The 15,495-nt window shown below is 33.2% G+C and carries 17 protein-coding genes; 13 read left to right on the top strand and 4 right to left on the bottom strand.

Features of this window, described 5'->3' with window-relative positions:
- The first annotated feature begins 9 nt into the window (after positions 1-9).
- The 12 genes from ACMAYL_RS07940 (at position 10) to ACMAYL_RS07885 (ending at position 10,746) form a co-directional block, all read left to right on the top strand.
- Positions 10-618: a hypothetical protein gene (locus ACMAYL_RS07940; protein ID WP_103218764.1), complete on the top strand. Its 609-nt coding sequence runs from the start codon at positions 10-12 to the stop codon at positions 616-618.
- Between the two features lie 97 nt (positions 619-715).
- On the top strand, positions 716-1,405 hold the full coding sequence (locus ACMAYL_RS07935) for a hypothetical protein (protein WP_103218765.1): 690 nt from the start codon (positions 716-718) through the stop codon (positions 1,403-1,405).
- A 1-nt stretch (position 1,406) separates the two neighbouring features.
- Entirely contained in the window at positions 1,407-2,327 is a 921-nt protein-coding gene (locus tag ACMAYL_RS07930; RefSeq protein WP_412470012.1) for a hypothetical protein, read from the top strand.
- Complete coding sequence (locus tag ACMAYL_RS07925) at positions 2,317-3,348, top strand: radical SAM protein (RefSeq protein WP_412470970.1); 1,032 nt, start codon at positions 2,317-2,319, stop codon at positions 3,346-3,348. The genes ACMAYL_RS07930 and ACMAYL_RS07925 overlap by 11 nt, the downstream gene beginning before the upstream one ends.
- Before the next feature lie 7 nt (positions 3,349-3,355).
- On the top strand, positions 3,356-4,297 hold the full coding sequence (locus ACMAYL_RS07920) for a radical SAM protein (RefSeq protein ID WP_103218768.1): 942 nt from the start codon (positions 3,356-3,358) through the stop codon (positions 4,295-4,297).
- Positions 4,297-5,235, top strand: coding sequence for a radical SAM protein (locus ACMAYL_RS07915; RefSeq protein WP_412470969.1), 939 nt, complete (start codon positions 4,297-4,299; stop codon positions 5,233-5,235). Before ACMAYL_RS07920 ends, ACMAYL_RS07915 begins: the two co-directional genes overlap by 1 nt.
- Positions 5,225-6,154 carry a radical SAM protein gene (locus tag ACMAYL_RS07910; protein WP_392990557.1) on the top strand — a complete coding sequence of 310 codons (930 nt, stop codon included), beginning with the start codon at positions 5,225-5,227 and terminating at the stop codon, positions 6,152-6,154. Before ACMAYL_RS07915 ends, ACMAYL_RS07910 begins: the two co-directional genes overlap by 11 nt.
- A complete protein-coding gene (locus ACMAYL_RS07905; RefSeq protein ID WP_412470968.1) occupies positions 6,154-7,059 on the top strand; it encodes a radical SAM protein in 906 nt (301 codons plus the stop codon). The genes ACMAYL_RS07910 and ACMAYL_RS07905 overlap by 1 nt, the downstream gene beginning before the upstream one ends.
- Positions 7,056-8,150 carry a hypothetical protein gene (locus ACMAYL_RS07900; protein WP_103218772.1) on the top strand — a complete coding sequence of 365 codons (1,095 nt, stop codon included), beginning with the start codon at positions 7,056-7,058 and terminating at the stop codon, positions 8,148-8,150. Before ACMAYL_RS07905 ends, ACMAYL_RS07900 begins: the two co-directional genes overlap by 4 nt.
- A 5-nt stretch (positions 8,151-8,155) precedes the next feature.
- Complete coding sequence (locus tag ACMAYL_RS07895; protein ID WP_412470967.1) at positions 8,156-8,995, top strand: hypothetical protein; 840 nt, start codon at positions 8,156-8,158, stop codon at positions 8,993-8,995.
- Positions 8,996-9,673: a hypothetical protein gene (locus ACMAYL_RS07890; RefSeq protein ID WP_103218774.1), complete on the top strand. Its 678-nt coding sequence runs from the start codon at positions 8,996-8,998 to the stop codon at positions 9,671-9,673.
- The gene (locus ACMAYL_RS07885; protein ID WP_412470966.1) at positions 9,673-10,746 is read left to right on the top strand and encodes a DegT/DnrJ/EryC1/StrS family aminotransferase; all 1,074 of its coding nucleotides are present in this window, start codon (positions 9,673-9,675) and stop codon (positions 10,744-10,746) included. The genes ACMAYL_RS07890 and ACMAYL_RS07885 overlap by 1 nt, the downstream gene beginning before the upstream one ends.
- Here ACMAYL_RS07885 and ACMAYL_RS07880 read toward each other — a convergent pair.
- The 4 genes from ACMAYL_RS07880 to ACMAYL_RS07865 are packed head-to-tail and all read right to left on the bottom strand — an operon-like array spanning position 10,739 to position 13,820.
- Positions 10,739-11,401, bottom strand: coding sequence for a PIG-L deacetylase family protein (locus ACMAYL_RS07880; protein WP_412470965.1), 663 nt, complete (start codon positions 11,399-11,401; stop codon positions 10,739-10,741). The two genes, ACMAYL_RS07885 and ACMAYL_RS07880, sit on opposite strands and share 8 nt — an antisense overlap.
- Positions 11,398-12,309: a radical SAM protein gene (locus ACMAYL_RS07875; RefSeq protein ID WP_412470007.1), complete on the bottom strand. Its 912-nt coding sequence runs from the start codon at positions 12,307-12,309 to the stop codon at positions 11,398-11,400. Before ACMAYL_RS07875 ends, ACMAYL_RS07880 begins: the two co-directional genes overlap by 4 nt.
- Complete coding sequence (locus tag ACMAYL_RS07870; RefSeq protein ID WP_412470964.1) at positions 12,299-12,841, bottom strand: polysaccharide deacetylase family protein; 543 nt, start codon at positions 12,839-12,841, stop codon at positions 12,299-12,301. Before ACMAYL_RS07870 ends, ACMAYL_RS07875 begins: the two co-directional genes overlap by 11 nt.
- Positions 12,842-12,860: 19 nt before the next feature.
- Complete coding sequence (locus ACMAYL_RS07865) at positions 12,861-13,820, bottom strand: NAD-dependent epimerase/dehydratase family protein (protein ID WP_412470963.1); 960 nt, start codon at positions 13,818-13,820, stop codon at positions 12,861-12,863.
- A gap of 117 nt (positions 13,821-13,937) precedes the next feature.
- Between ACMAYL_RS07865 and ACMAYL_RS07860 the strand changes: the two genes are divergently transcribed.
- Positions 13,938-15,491, top strand: a complete 1,554-nt coding sequence (locus tag ACMAYL_RS07860) for a tail fiber domain-containing protein (protein WP_412470005.1) — start codon at positions 13,938-13,940, stop codon at positions 15,489-15,491.
- Positions 15,492-15,495: the final 4 nt, after the last annotated feature.

The raw sequence follows: 15,495 nt of genomic DNA, 5'->3' as shown, positions 1-15,495 counted from the left end.
GAATTAATTATGATGTTATATGATGTAGCTTCTGTAGAGGATCGTGGATCGCACTGGTATGTAACGAATGTTTATCCTCATACCCTTGATCCTATTGAAAGACATGAGAAGTTATTAAATCTTTCAGCAGTATCTGCTTCTCTTATCAAAAGGGCCTTAGAAGAAGGCTATGAAGTAAGAATTGCAAAGCCAATTGAATTTAATGAAGTAATGCCTCATGAAATCAAAATTATCGAAGGTGATGCTAACGATTATAATTTTGCAAGAGAGTCCGCAATTAAAAAGGCCCGTATGGTCGTAACGCAGGATCTTGCTTCTGTAAGTGGTTATACTTTTTATAGCTATATGTGTTTAAATAATGAGCTTTGCGATAAGGGCTACTTTATTACTGCTGAAAACCGCGAGTCAAAATATTTAGAAATCTTAGAAACAGGTAATGAAGAACTTATTCAAAAATTAGAAGATTACCTGAATATGCGCGATCAGATTGAAAGAATCAGTGCTCTTAATAAGAAATTTGATCACTTTAGAAAAATCGTTAACGAAGAAGAGTGTACTGATAAAATCGACGAGCTTACAAATAAGTTCTTAGAGGATTATTATTCAACATTCTTCTAGAATTATTCTCTATTCGCAAAAAGATCACCGTAAAGTAAATGGAACATTATTTTACTGCTTCGAGTATTTCTTATTCTCAAGAGCTCGAAGCAGTGATGTGAAATTTGTCCTCTATAACTGCACCCAAGAAGAAAGAATCAACTGGATTAGTGTTTTCAAAGAAAGATACCATTTTCCGGATGAATATATTTCTGACTTTCTCGTTACTAATAGTGTTTATGATATTTTTAAATTAAAGCCTAAGCGTTGTATGATTCTTGATATTCATACGCTTAAACTTCTTGGAGAAACAATTCCATGTGACCTGGTGGTTTTTTCAAATGAAGGCCATGAAATGCGACGTTATGGGATGAAAAAGGTCAAGTATTACGGATTCTATGAATATCAAAATTTTGATGAGCAAGAACTTTTAAAATTCTCGTTTGGAAATTATAAAGATCTTAATACAGTTGATAACTATGTCTTTGTTAATACGCCATCTCTAGACTATACAAATGTTGTGATACCTGAGCTCTACAGGGATCGAAAACTAATTTATAAAATCGCTAATAAGCATCACGAAAATTTACACGAGAAATTTGATACAATGTTGTATTACCAATCTGGTAAAGTTGATACAAATAATCGTCTTGTTCCCGAAAGCCTTTATTATAAGAAGAAGGTCGAAATCTTTAAGAGTGTTATTCAAGACTCCGTAAATATGCGATATAATGATATCTTATTAAATGGATTTGAAGCTTATCACTTAACGGATGAAGATAAGTTAATTCAAGACTTTTTGGATTAATATGATTCTTAGATTAGATAAAGAAAATTATGATCTCTGGTTAACATATAGCTGGAGTGCAAATAATCATGGCCTATGTGGACATACATACGAGGTTATTGATTACTATCTTTTTTTGAAAGATTATATGCGAGTTGGAATTCTTCTTTGTGAAGATATTGATTGGCCTACATTTAGAGATTCTGTTGTTGGTAAATACATCATTTCAAATGAAGAGCTGTTGCAACTTGAAAAAGATACAATATTTGTTAATCGTCCTAATTTAGTACACGCTAATAATATTCTCTTTACTGATGGTGGTGCTAAATCACTTATGGGAAAACATATTCTTGCACAAAAGATCTTTCACTTCGCCTGTGGTGATAAAGAACTTCAAGATAACGATAAAGATAATGTTTATATCTTACAAGATGCCCGTATTTATCGTGATTGTAAGAATGCTATTGATTACAAAAAACGTATCAATTTTGATCGTCTTAAAAAGCCTGCAAAATCAAATCGTTGTAACTTGTTGTATGGCACAAAAAATTGTCGAAATATTCCGGATCAGATGTACTTGGAGCTCCTTGAGCAATTTGATGGTGATTTCATATGCTTAACTAATAGGGAAAATCGACCTGAAGGACGTTTAGAAGGCCTTTCTGAGCGTTTTGACTTCCCGGAAATGCCAATTCCAGACTTATTTGAAAAGTTTGATAGATATATCTATACGCCCGTCCCACGTAAGTTTGATTGCAGTCCTCGCATGATTGCAGAATGTAAATTTTTTGAAAAAGAGGTTGTGTATTATAATATAGACTACTGGGATGAAGATAAAGGCCTCTACTGGAGAAAGTGGGATATCGACAATGACTTTGAATCGATATTCTTAAAAGAGGGAGATCCCATACTAGAAATCTTGGGAGCACATATTGGATTATAATATTTTTAGCCATTCAGGTTTGAGGCTAATAAATGACAAATTCAATAAAAGAGCAAAGCTCGATACGGGAACATTCTGTAATTATGAATGTTACTTTTGCTATTATCTTGATGATCTCGATAAAGTGACTCCATTAGAAACTATTAAAAAAAGAGCACAAAAAATCTATAACTGTGGAATGCGAGAAATTGATCTTAGTGGTGGAGAAAGTTCAGTCCACCGAGATTGGTTTGCCATCTTGGATTATTGTAATGAGCTTGGTTTTACAAATATTTCAGCACTTACTAATGGTGCGAAGTTTGCAAATTTAGAATTCTGTAAAAAATCGCAAGAACATGGGTTAACGGAATTACTTTTTAGTCTTCACGGAGTTAATGAAGAAAATCATGATTCAATTGTTGGAAGAAAGGGTGCCTTTCGAAAAATGCTAAAGGCCATTTCAAATTGCCAAGAAATAGGCATTAGGGTTCGTATAAACTGTACTGTAACTGATAAGAATGCAGAACTACTCAATGAATATGTCGAATTAATCAATAAGATCATGCCTTATCAATTAAACTTCCTTCCTCTTAATTATTGGGAAGATGCTGATCGACTTGAGTCACAAAGTTATGAACATCTAAGTAAATATATTAAAAAGGCCATTGATAGTCTCAACAATAGTATTCAAATTAATGTCCGCTATATCCCATTTTGTTTTATGCAGGGGTATGAGAAATATGTCGTTGGTGTTTATCAGCATATTTATGATCGTAATGACTGGAATATTTATGCTTACGATGTGGAGAAAATTGAAGAGAAGGTTCTCGATACAAAAGAATATTTCGAAGTTGCCGCTCAAAAGAGAAAGCACACGTACACAAAAGGTAAGGAGTGTTTTAATTGTATGTACTTTTTTGTATGTGATGGCGTAGAAAAGAAAATTTCAAATGTACAAAAGGTCTATCCTGTTGATGGTGATAAAATTGATGATGTACAACATTATCGTCGTGGCCATTATCCAGAGTGTGACTATAAGTAGGTAAGTTATGGAAAAATTACCAAATTCATTAGCAAAAGAAGATATTCTTGAAATAGAACTCGAGTTGACAGGAACATGTAATCTCGACTGTCCACTTTGTTCACGAAGTTATTCAAATGCTAAGCATTTAGTTAAATATAATGAAAGACCAGCAAGTGAGATTATTGCTCAACTTGATGAATACCCAAATATTAAGATGTGCTGTATGGCCGGAATGATTTCTGAGCCAACACTCCATAAAGAATTCTTCACGATAATGGAATATTTAATTGGTCGTGAAATTGAAGTCGAGCTTTATTCGAATGCTTCTCTACATACGACAGATTGGTGGCGAAAGCTTGGTTCGATGATGAGTCCTAGAGATCACGTATTCTTTACAATTTGTGGATCAACTCAAGAACTACATGAAAAATATCGTGTTCGTTCTAATCTTCAACAAGTGTTAGACAATCATGCAGCTTTTAAAGAAGGATGTAAGTACGATATCGATTATCTACAGCACATCATGTTTGAATATAATGCTAAAGATTTTGAAAGTGATGCGATGAAAGAGATTCGCTCTCGCTTTAGTCGTGAGTATAATATTAATACTCTTCCATACAATGAAAGATTTGGTTTTATTAAAGATGAAAATAATGACATTGCATTAACTGCAGATTTGGCAAAAAGTTATAACCTAATTTCTCGTCATGCTAAGAGACGTTACGAACGAAATAAATCTGGTGAAATTAAATGTCAGATGCGTTGTAAAAGTCTTGAAGAGAAATTTGTGGCCATTGATCAATGGGGTGAAATCTTTCCATGCTTTCTCTATCGTATCTATAATGTTGGTGAGAAATTTAATTTAGATTATTCAAAAATTAATCAATTTAAATATGACTTCTGCTATGAGTGTGAAGCCATGACGACAAAAATGCTAGAAGATATAGGTTTAGAGAGGATGGGGTAATGAGCTGTAAACAGACGACATTACATCGTAGTGAAATCTTAGAGCTTGAAATGGATCTAACGGGTACTTGTAATCTACGCTGTCCTCTGTGTACAAGAAACTACGCACATGCGGGTCATTTATTAAAACGTAATGTACGAAGCTATGAGCAAATAAAAGAACAATTAGATACCTTCACTAATCTTGAAGTTTTTTACATGGCCGGAAATATATCTGAGCCAACACTTCATCCTGAAGTTAAAGATATTTGTCGATACTTAGTCGAACGTGGTGTTGCTATCGAACTATTTACAAATGGTAGTACTCATAATCCCAAATGGTGGGCCGAACTAGGAGAGATACTATCATCAAATGATCGCATTTATTTTACTATTTGTGGCTCAACACAAGAGCTACACGAAAAATATCGTGTAGGTAGTAAACTTCAAGATATCTTGGATAATCATCAAGGATTTATTTCGACAAATAAAGAAGGGATCGATCATATACAGCATATTATGTTCAAATATAATCGTGAAGATTATGAAAGCGAGGCGATGAAGAACATAATTGCCCGCTTTAGTAAAACTTTTAATGTCGACACTGAAGGACAGCGAACATTTAATGAGTATGTAAAATCCTTTGATAAGGATTTAATACGTCCTGAAGATGAAAGAAAAAGAGCGATTGATGCTTTATTTAATATAAAACCATCACCAGGTGAGAGTGAGGATATTGAAATAAAATGCATGAGTCTTAGAGATCGTAAAATTTATATTGATCAATTTGGACAAATATCACCTTGTTATGGCCATGCTGAATATGAGGAACCACAACATTTTTCTGGAGAAGTATTTGATTATGGTGAAGTATTAAGTTTTAAATTTAAAGACTGTTTTAAATGTGAAAGAAGAATTCAAAAATTAATTGATGTAATGGAGTTAGACTTTGTCTGCTAGTAATGATGCCCTTATTCGTAGTGAGAGAATTGAAATTGATCTCACAGGTACTTGTAATGCAAAGTGTCCTTTGTGTGCTCGTAACTATAAGCATATTGAAGTTAAATATAATGAGAGACACTTGAATGAGATTACTAATCAATTAGATCAGTTTCCAAATGCAAAGTATGTACATTTGGTAGGTGCTTTCTCTGAACCAACATTATATCGCTCTATTTTTGATCTTTGTCGTTATTTAAGAAAAAGAGATATCGCAATCGAAATATGTACAAATGGTGACACTCACAATCCTGAATGGTGGGCCGAGTTAGGTACGATATTAGGTCCTGATGATAGTGTCTACTTTACAGTTTGTGGTTCAACACAAGAGCTTCACGAAATCTATCGAGTTAATACTAGTCTTGCTAATATTAGGGCCAATGCGAAGGCCTTTCGTGAAACAAATCCCTATGGAATTGATTATATCCAACATATCTTATTCGATTACAATGCTGAAGATCTTGAAAATGGAAGTATGGATGAACTTTTAAATGAGTTTAGTAATATCAATTTGACGCAAACATTGTATCGCCGAGAAACAGAGGTATATAAGAACCCTTTTAATCTCGATAAAATGCTTATTACGCCTGAACTTAAGAGAAAGTATGATGTCATTATAAACTCGGCCAAGAAGAAATGGGGCGAGAAAGTTAGTGGTAGTAAAGATTATGATATCGATTGTCGCTCATTTCACAATAAAAGTATTCATATTGATCAGCATGGTACAGTCTTTCCATGTTATGTATGGCTTGAAGAAAGTCGCTTAGAAAAGTGGGATCTTGATTATAAAAAAATTCAAAATTTCGAATATGAATGTTGTCAAATTTGTGAAAAGAACTGCAAGCGACTAATGGATATGTGGGAGCTTGAGATTCTATAATGCAATATAATAAGTTTGTTGAATTCATAGAACTTAGTTTAAATAATAGCTGTAATTTACAGTGCCAGGGTTGTCCAAGCCTTAATCCTGGTCATAAAAATAGAAGAGAGCTCGATTTTTCAAAAGTCCTGCCTATAATCAAAAAATTTAACCCTAAAGAAGTTTTTGTCTGTGGTAATGATGGTGAACCATTAGAGCATAGTGATATTAATAATATCCTCATTTCATTGGGGGAAAATTTCTCACAAGATATCCTTATTGCAACTAATGGGGAAAACCTACTCAGTCTCGATGTGGATAAACTAAAAAAATATAAAAACATGGTCTTTCAGGTTGCCATTGACGGACCAAGACAAGAGATACATGAACTAACACGTTGTGGAAGTAGTTTTACTAAAGTTTTAAGTAATATTGAACAAACAAAAAACTTTTTAAATATTGAACCAATTTTTTCTAGGCATGAACTTAACGAAGAATATGCAATTGAAACTGCGGAATTAATAAATAAAAAATTTGGCCTGGATTTATTATTTAGAGATACTACATTAGTTACGAGAAAAATTAAGCCTCCAAGAAAGAGAAGTGTTAAAGGGAATATGGATTTTCTTTATGATAAGAAGTATTCAAAGCCTGTTATGCCCTGGTTTAAAAGAATTTATATCAACTCTGATGGAAGTTGTTATCCGTGCGTTTCTTTTATTTATGCAAGTACAGAAGTAAAACCAGTAAATATCTATTCATATGAGAGTACTTTTGAGTTTTTTTCTGATTTTATAAAATTTTCAAAAGAATTTTGTAACTGCTATCAAGCTCTAGGAAATACCACGCAGTGTAAACTCAATTGTGATTTTTATATGAATGATTTTGAATATGATGATTTAGAAAGTATTAAGGATATTTCGTGATTAAAAGTAATACCTCATTTGGTAAGTTAAACTCTATAATTGTTGGACGAGAACTTGAGATTAGTAAGCGTATCGCTGATTTTACTTTCCAGCACTTCTACGGAGAAAATTTAACACATGCAGTATATGACAGGCTAGAACATGCAGGTCAAGAATACTATGTGAATCATGATCTTTTATTAAAACGAAACAAACAGCTCGATGATTTGGCAAACACTTTTGAGAGACTTGGTATTGAAGTATATCGTCCTGAGCGATTGGGGCAGGTCGTAACAATTAAAACGCCTGATTATAAAACAGAGCTTTCAAGTGCCAGTAATGTACGTGATGTATCTTTGGTATATCGTGACTATATTATCGAAACTCCAACTTATGTAAGAAATCGATTTTTTGAAAATACCCTTTTGTATAATGTGTACAACGGATTATTTGATGGGGGACGCGGTGGAAAATGGATTCGCTCACCACACAATAAGTTAATTGAAGAAACTATGGATTTAAGTCCTTGGGATTCAGTAAGAGATTATGAAAATTTTGATCGTTCTAAATATACAATGGCCATTGATGGAGCACAATTTCTACGTATTGGGAAAGATGTCATTGTGAATGTTAATTCTTATAATCACTATCTAGGACTTGAGTGGGTGAAGTCATTTTTTCCCGAGAGTGATTTCCATATTGTTAATGTAGCGGATAATCATATTGATGGTGTTCTCGTTTGCCTTAAGCCTGGTACATTTTTAGTAAATCCTAAGTATCGAAATATAAAAGATTTCTTGCCTGATAAATTTAAAAATTGGGATTGTTTATTTCCTGATGACTATAAGGCAGAGCCAGTTATTGAATCCGGTAAAACGGATATCGATATTCAACTTGCAAGTACACGTGGGATGGATATCAATATAGTAAGTGTTGATGAAGAAAATGTTTTAGTAAGTGAAAGTGCTGTAAATGTCATTGAACTTTTAGATAAGCATGGTTTTAAACCTCATCCTGTTAGATTAGAGAATTGTGAAATATTTGGTGGTGGGATACATTGCTCTACCCTAGATATAAATAGAGACGATGAATATATCGATTATACAAAGTAGTACATATGAAGATTGCACTTATAACAATGATTGAAAGTAATGGCCAAAGTACTAACGATGAGAAGGGGATTACTTTTGAAAATCAAAGACATTATGAAGATGAGGCGATTCTTTGTTTTGAGAATTGGCGAACTAACGCTGGTGAATTGAAGGATATTCCAATATATACTTATTGCCCAACTCACAATACTGTTTCGCAAAAGACTAAAGAGAAATTCAAGGAACTAGATGTTACCTATATAGAAAAGTATCACGAAGAAACAAAGCATTTTGAATCAGGTTTTGTGAATGTTCCTTTTTGTGGAATGCTTCTTGAACAGGAATTAGAGGAAGATATTCTAATTCATATTGATCTCGATATGAATTTAATTAAACCAATTGATCAAAATTTATTTGATGTCGTTTACAATGAAAATAAGATTGTTGTAGGGCAGTACGATGATATTTCTAAGAAAGACCAACGTTTTATCGGAGAAGATTGGGATAATCCTCTCGATACTGGATTTATCATTTCTCGCCGCGAAAGTGGATTTTATAAATTTTTCTTTGAAGAGCTTATGAAGCTTTATGAAACTAATGGTGATGAACGTTGGCAAAAAAATTGTCAAAATGTAGAGAAGTACTTCTTGGAAGAATATGTAATAGAGAAGGCTTATAATGAAGGCCGACTAGATGTTTTTCCAATTCAGTATTATCAAGTAGGTGAAGGATATGCATCTATTTCTACTTTCCCTAAAGAAAAATTGAAGAATATCTACTTTTGGCATGAGCATCTTTATCCTAGCTCAAAGTATGATAAAGTTAGAGAGCGTATTGCCTACTTCAAAAGGATGAAGGAAGTCTAGATGGATATTGAACATATCATGCGAGAAAAAAAGATTGAATTTCTTTATGCAGCTCAAAAAAAGCTAAAAGAGGAATTTGATATCGATGTACCAGTCGGTACAGGATTTGGTAAGAGTAAAAGCTTTTATTTTATACCTGTAGGTAATCGTAAATATGTTTTTAAGCCGGCGCTTAAGTATCTTGTTACTGATGCTCCAGATATCGATCGTAAACTGAATTTTACTTTTGATGATCTCTTGAATAAATATCGTAAAGTAATGAATAAAAAAACAATTCTACCTACGCTTCTAGAAGAATCTGAGAGTTTTCTTGTTTTTGAATATTATCGCGAAGAAGATGGTTGGTTCAAGATGGATGATCTTAAAAAAAGCGATTGTGAAACAGTTGTAACCTTAACAAGAAATTTATGGGGAAGTGATCGAAATGTGCTTTTCCCTTTCTATAATCAACTCTATTCTAAAGTGTATAAGCATTTAGACAGCGGTGAAATTAAAATTGTCGATCTAAAATATGTTGAAATTCAAAAACGTCGACCAATTTTTATGTATATCTGCGATTATAATATAAATACAATATTTTATTTTGAAAAAAATCTCAATCCATTCTACGACTTAAAGGATATCTTGTCGCGAGAGTACCCTGTGTATGAAGCCCAAGAGAAAATTTTATATAAATAATGAAAATACCTCTTTTTCGTCCATATTCTAGTAGCTCATTACCAATGGAAATTAAAAGGGTGATTGAATCAGGTCACTGGACTGGTGGACGTGAAGTTAGCGAGGTTGAGAATATATTAGCTGAAACATTTAATTTTCCCAATTTTACTTGTACAAGTAGCGCTACTTCAGCCTTTGAAATTTTAATAGATGCATTTTATCCTGACTCAAAGGTCAATATCGTTGTTCCAGTGAATACATTCGCAGCTACTGCAGAAGTACCTCGAAGATTAGGGCATAAGGTTATTTTCTGTGATGTAGATGTAAAAACAGGAATGATTGATATAGCGTCTCTAAAATTGATATTAAATTCTCATAAAGTTGATTGTGTTATTCCCGTATCAATTGGCGGGCATCTTTATGACAGAGAGAAGCTTAAAGAATTAAAACAAAGCTATGGATTTGATATTATTGAAGATTTAGCTCAACTTATTTATAAAGATTGTTTCGATCATTTTGTTGATGCAGCATTCTTTAGTTTTTATCCTAATAAAATACTATCATCGCCTGATGGAGGTGGTTTTGTTCTATCTGATGAGAGTAAATTAGAAGATTTACGTAAGGTTCGCTTGCATGGAATTAAGCGTATTTCTCCGATAGAATATGATATTGAATGTCTTGGCCGAAAAGCAAATATGACTGATCTTAGTGCAGTTATTTTGAAAGATCAGATATATGCACTTGATGAAAAAATAAAACGTCGAGAATCAAGAGTTGCTCGATATCAGAATCTTCTGAAGGATATTCCACAAATTTCTTGTTTAGATCATAGTGAAAATATTATTTCCTCTCTTTTTGTCATACATGCTGAAAATAGAAAAGAGCTTCAAATTCATTTGGCTGATAATGGAGTCCAAACTTCTATTCACTTTAAACCTCTTCATTTACATTCATATTGGAAAAAAGATGAGTTAGTGTTTTCAGGTGCTGAAAGCTATTACTCTACATCTTTAAGCTTACCTTTTTACGAAACTCTCGAAGATAATGAAATAAGTTACATCGTGGAGCTTATAGCTAAATTTTATTCTAATTAATAATACGCTCGATGTAGAAGGACTCAGCTAATAATTTCCCGCACTTTGTGCCTTCTGTTTTTGCGAGAACTTCTAAATTTTCAATCGAACGAGGATGAGGGAAGGCATGCAATTCACTTTCGTAAGCGCACATGGCCTTAATCTTTATTTTCAAGTCCTCACTATCTATTGAATTGAAATAGTTTTTTCTTGTTTGTTGATATTGCGAAGATTGAAATTCAATACTTGAAGGTATATCAAAAGAAAGAATATGGGTGGTTAAATTCTCTGGTAGTGCTCTAAAAGCAGTTAATACTGCTTTATTGGTGATTTGATGATCAATATTCAAATCATTAGATGAGTGTGTGTAGACAATATTGGGACAAAATTCTTTTTTAACAGATTCTATCTTCTGTATTATGTCGATGAGCTCATGGCCATCTAGGCGATTGTCTTTAAAATCTAACTTTTTAAATCTTTCTACTCCCAGGATATTCATGGCCTTTAGGAATTCTTGATGACGGTTTTCTATATCTTTCCCTTGTGCAGAAGTACTGTCCGTTAGGACTAGTATGAATACTTCATCACCACAATTAATATGTTTATTAATTGTTGCTCCACAGCCTAGTACTTCATCATCTGCATGGGCAACTACTACTAATACTTTGTTTTTCATGGCGCTACCTTTTCAAAACTCCAATAATCATCACACTGGCAGACTTCAAAAGGGCATGTGATTGCTGTCGTTTTAAAGTCACAAGTTAGAATGTGTTTTTTCGTGTTTTTACAAGCATAGGATACTTGAGCATCATAATGAATGATAAATGCCCTAATGTCACACCTCCAACCTTTAAGCCTATTATAACCATGATTTAAAAAATCTGATTTAGAAAGGTGGTGAATCGAGTTTTTTAATTTTATTAAGGTTGTTTCTTTATTTTCTAGTAGAGTTATTTTAGCTTCACATTCTTTTATAAAGGATTCGATTACTTCTTGATATGCTTCATATGAAACTTGTTGTTGTGTCTCATTGTGTAGTCTTATGCAATTTAAAGTTAATTTTTTATTTGAAGCTAGTCGGTATAAATCATCAAATATATTCTTATATTGATTATACTCATCTATTTTATTAGTGAATAGAAAGGCAATATCAATTTTATACTGGCCAGATAGAATATCCGCTTTTTTTACAAAATCTTTGTTTGGGTATTCAGGGTGAAAACTTGCAGTGATTTTGATTTTGTTATTCTTAGGTATTTTAGACCAAAAATTCTCAGGTTTTACAAAATTTGTAACTATTCTAATTTCTCTTAATTTTTCAATCTTAATTAATTCTTCAATTATTTCTAGGAAATTTGGGTGTAGAGTGGGTTCACCACCAATTAAATTAATGATGAAGTCTTCTTCTATTGCCTTGAGTTTCTTTAAAACGATTTTACTTAATGTTGTATAATTAGTGTCACTTGTAAAAGGTCTGTAATAGCAATAACTACAGTCAAATTGACAATGAGATACCATCTCCCAATTTATGTTTAGAGGGGATCCTTCTCCAATAGCAATAATGTCTTGATTGTTATATTGCATTTTTGAGTTCCTCAATTGCGATTCGTCCGCTCCCATATATATTAGTAATACCTTTTTGTTTTAAGACTTCTTTATATAATGGCGCTTCGTAATTATATGGAAAACAAAAGTCTTTGATTTGAATTCCTTTCTTCTCGAATTCACTTATCATCGTGTCGGTATCATTTTTTAAGTGACTATGTAGTTCTTTTAAACTTATATTTTTTCTTAGATCTTTATGTTTATGAGAGTGGCCACCTATATAGCAATTTGCTGTATTTGCTATTTCTTTAATTTGGCTCCATTTCATATAATTATTTGTTACTTTATTCTTAAAGAAAAGCTCATGTGCTCTTGCACATGGAATTGTCTCTTTATTTTGAATTTCGTCTTCTGGAGAAATTATATTTGTAGAAATAAAAAAGATTTTTGGTGTGTTAAATTTTAAGAAATGCTCTAAGTATTTGTACTGAGAATAAAGACCATCATCAAATGTAATGATATATTCTGAAAGATCCAAATTAAGCATCCATTCATATACTTCATGAATCATTAATATAGGTTTATCCAATTTATTCATCATAACCTTGCACTATGTCTTTAATTATTTCTTGAAGTGTAACTTTAGGAGTATAGAAGCTTTTTAGTTTTTCAATATTTGGAGATCTCTTCAAAATATCTTTTGAATTCTTACTATACTCATGGTTAAAAGGTATCTTTTCTATTTTTATACTTTTATCTAATGTTAACTTGATTTGAGTTGCTAATTCTTCGATCGTGACTCGATTTTTATCATTTCCAATATTAATTGTCTGATTATCAAATCGATCTTCGTTGATAAGATATTTCATTGCGCTGATAAGGTCCTTAACGTGGCAAAACGCCCTCGTTTGTTTTCCGTCTCCAAATATTTGTATTCTTCCATCTCTTTTAGCATCCCTAACCATTTTAGGAATAACCATGCCATACTCAGGTGATTGTCCTGGTCCTGTTACATTAAATAGTCTTAAAATAATATGTGGAATTTCGTGACTCTTGATTAAGAACTCTGTCATAAGCTTGTTGCAGGCATATCCCCATCTAAGTGTATCGGGAGAGCCTATTTGTAGATTTTGCTCTTCTTTACAATCCTCTCGGTTACCGTAAACCTCAGAACTTGATGCAAAGATTAACCTTGTTTTGAATTTGGCCAAAAGTGGTAGTAGATCGTGATTTATCTTGTTCTCATTAATGATTGCATCTCTGGGTGATTGATCAATTTTTTTTACTCCTACAGCGGCAGCAAAGTGACAAAAAATTGTGGTGTCTTTTAGTTCAGTATTAAGCCAGATTTTATCCTCTTCAGACATATTGGCCAAGTCCATATTTTTGTACGAGATTTCACCACATATACGTGCTAAATCGTCTATTGTAAGGACGTTTGTCGATAAATTGTCGATTATCGTGATGTCGAATTCTTGAAAGAAATTCTTGGCGATTTCGCTACCAAGGAAGCCAAGGCCACCACTTACTATCATTTTACGTCTGGTCATAAATTCAGCCACTTGCAGTAATTTTATCTATTGGTAAAATTATTTAGTTAATAATAATGCATCAAATTTTAATTACACTTATAATTATAGCATATTGCATGTTTCTGGGGTGTCTCAATGAAGAAGAAAAATAACTCAAATCAATTTGGTTTTACTCTCGCTGAAGTAATGGTTGCGGCCGGTCTTATCGGTGTACTATCGCTTGCGGTTGTTAATATGATGAGTAATATTAACAGAACTTCTAAGCGTGCATCTCAAGTCTTTAATGTTCAGCAAGAAACACAAAGAATTACGGGGATTTTATCTAATGGAGATGCCTGTAAGAATACGTTACAAGGAATAGATATCGGTAATGCTCCTAATTATTCAACTACTCAAAATGTACCAGCGATTAAAGATGCAAATGACGATAATATCTATACAATAGGTAAGGAATTAGGTGCAGGTCCAGATACTGTAAACGTTAATTCAATGCAGGTAAGAAGATACTTTGATCCTAAGACAGGTACTTATGGTTCTCTTCAAAATTATACAGTTGGAGCAGTCCCTTTTACAAAGTTAGAAGCACAACTACTCATCACATTTAGAAAGGGAACAGTTGGAACAAGTGATGATGTTATTAAGAAGAGTTCTGTTGGTAGTATCGATATTACAAAGCGAATCAGCATGATGGTCGTTGTAAATGCTGCAGGACAAATACAGTCTTGTTATAGTACAGCGGATGAGTTCCTTGATAGTGCTTGTCGAAATCTAGGTGGAACAATTGATGGAGTCGATGGTGGTTGTAAAGACGTTAAGCTAACAACTCTTAAAACTACGCCAGATACTTCAATTACTAATGCTGTAACTATTGGTAGTAGTGATTCTGCTGCAATTGGTGATGCTGGTGCCGCCAATGCTCCTTTACGAGTAAAACTAGGAAGTGCAAGTCGATACTTATCTGTTGATGATAGTTCTATACAAACGAATGGTGGTCCACTTGAATTAAACCCATTTGGCCGTGTCCAAGTTGGTGGTGGTGCAGGATCTTCAGAGATTAGTAATGGAACAACAGCACCTGCGAATGCGCCTCTTAAAGTTATGGGAGCAGGTTCAACTTTTATGGCCTTTGATGAAAATGAGATTCAGGTGTCAAATGGTACATCAACTGGAGGCTTACATTTAAATCCATATGGACCAAGTGTGACAATTGGTAAATCACAAGAAGTAGCGCATTTGAATTTATATGGTAATTTGAATATAGGTGATCCAAGTTCGACAATTACCACTACTAGAGTTATTAATTTATATGACGGTTCGTACATTAACTTCCTTTCAGACGAAAGTGTTAAAGATGATGTAGCAGTATTAGATGGGGTACTAGATAAACTTGAAAGAGTAAAAGGTGTTTCATTTGTGTGGAAGGATACTGGAAGAAAAGATATTGGTTATATCGCACAAGATTTAGAAAAGGTATTTCCTGAAGTTGTTGAGAGAGATCCTGAAACTGGTTTACTGAATGTACAATATACAAAAATGCCAGCAGTAAACACTGCCGCCATTAAAGAGCTTAAGCGTGAAAACGATGAACTCAAGTTTAGAGTAAATCTACTAATGAATGCTCTTTGTAATGGTGAAGATGCACATAAGTATGAAGAGGTTTGCTCTATTCCTATAGCACCTTTAGAATAAAAAA

Origin of the sequence: Halobacteriovorax sp. RT-2-4 (genome assembly GCF_047085445.1) — a bacterium.
GTDB lineage: Bacteria > Bdellovibrionota > Bacteriovoracia > Bacteriovoracales > Bacteriovoracaceae > Halobacteriovorax_A.
The sequence above is the reverse complement of the archived record's forward strand: the minus strand, read 5'-3'. Positions and strand labels throughout refer to the sequence as shown.

Coding starts and splice junctions, on each gene's coding strand:
- ACMAYL_RS07920 (WP_103218768.1), top strand. CDS start 3,356: ATGGAAAAATTACCAAATTCATTAGCAAAAGAAGATATTCTTGAAATA.
- ACMAYL_RS07915 (WP_412470969.1), top strand. CDS start 4,297: ATGAGCTGTAAACAGACGACATTACATCGTAGTGAAATCTTAGAGCTT.
- ACMAYL_RS07895 (WP_412470967.1), top strand. CDS start 8,156: ATGAAGATTGCACTTATAACAATGATTGAAAGTAATGGCCAAAGTACT.
- ACMAYL_RS07940 (WP_103218764.1), top strand. CDS start 10: ATGATGTTATATGATGTAGCTTCTGTAGAGGATCGTGGATCGCACTGG.
- ACMAYL_RS07890 (WP_103218774.1), top strand. CDS start 8,996: ATGGATATTGAACATATCATGCGAGAAAAAAAGATTGAATTTCTTTAT.
- ACMAYL_RS07860 (WP_412470005.1), top strand. CDS start 13,938: ATGAAGAAGAAAAATAACTCAAATCAATTTGGTTTTACTCTCGCTGAA.
- ACMAYL_RS07880 (WP_412470965.1), bottom strand. CDS start 11,401: ATGAAAAACAAAGTATTAGTAGTAGTTGCCCATGCAGATGATGAAGTA.
- ACMAYL_RS07905 (WP_412470968.1), top strand. CDS start 6,154: ATGCAATATAATAAGTTTGTTGAATTCATAGAACTTAGTTTAAATAAT.
- ACMAYL_RS07865 (WP_412470963.1), bottom strand. CDS start 13,820: ATGACCAGACGTAAAATGATAGTAAGTGGTGGCCTTGGCTTCCTTGGT.
- ACMAYL_RS07930 (WP_412470012.1), top strand. CDS start 1,407: ATGATTCTTAGATTAGATAAAGAAAATTATGATCTCTGGTTAACATAT.
- ACMAYL_RS07885 (WP_412470966.1), top strand. CDS start 9,673: ATGAAAATACCTCTTTTTCGTCCATATTCTAGTAGCTCATTACCAATG.
- ACMAYL_RS07875 (WP_412470007.1), bottom strand. CDS start 12,309: ATGCAATATAACAATCAAGACATTATTGCTATTGGAGAAGGATCCCCT.
- ACMAYL_RS07870 (WP_412470964.1), bottom strand. CDS start 12,841: ATGATTCATGAAGTATATGAATGGATGCTTAATTTGGATCTTTCAGAA.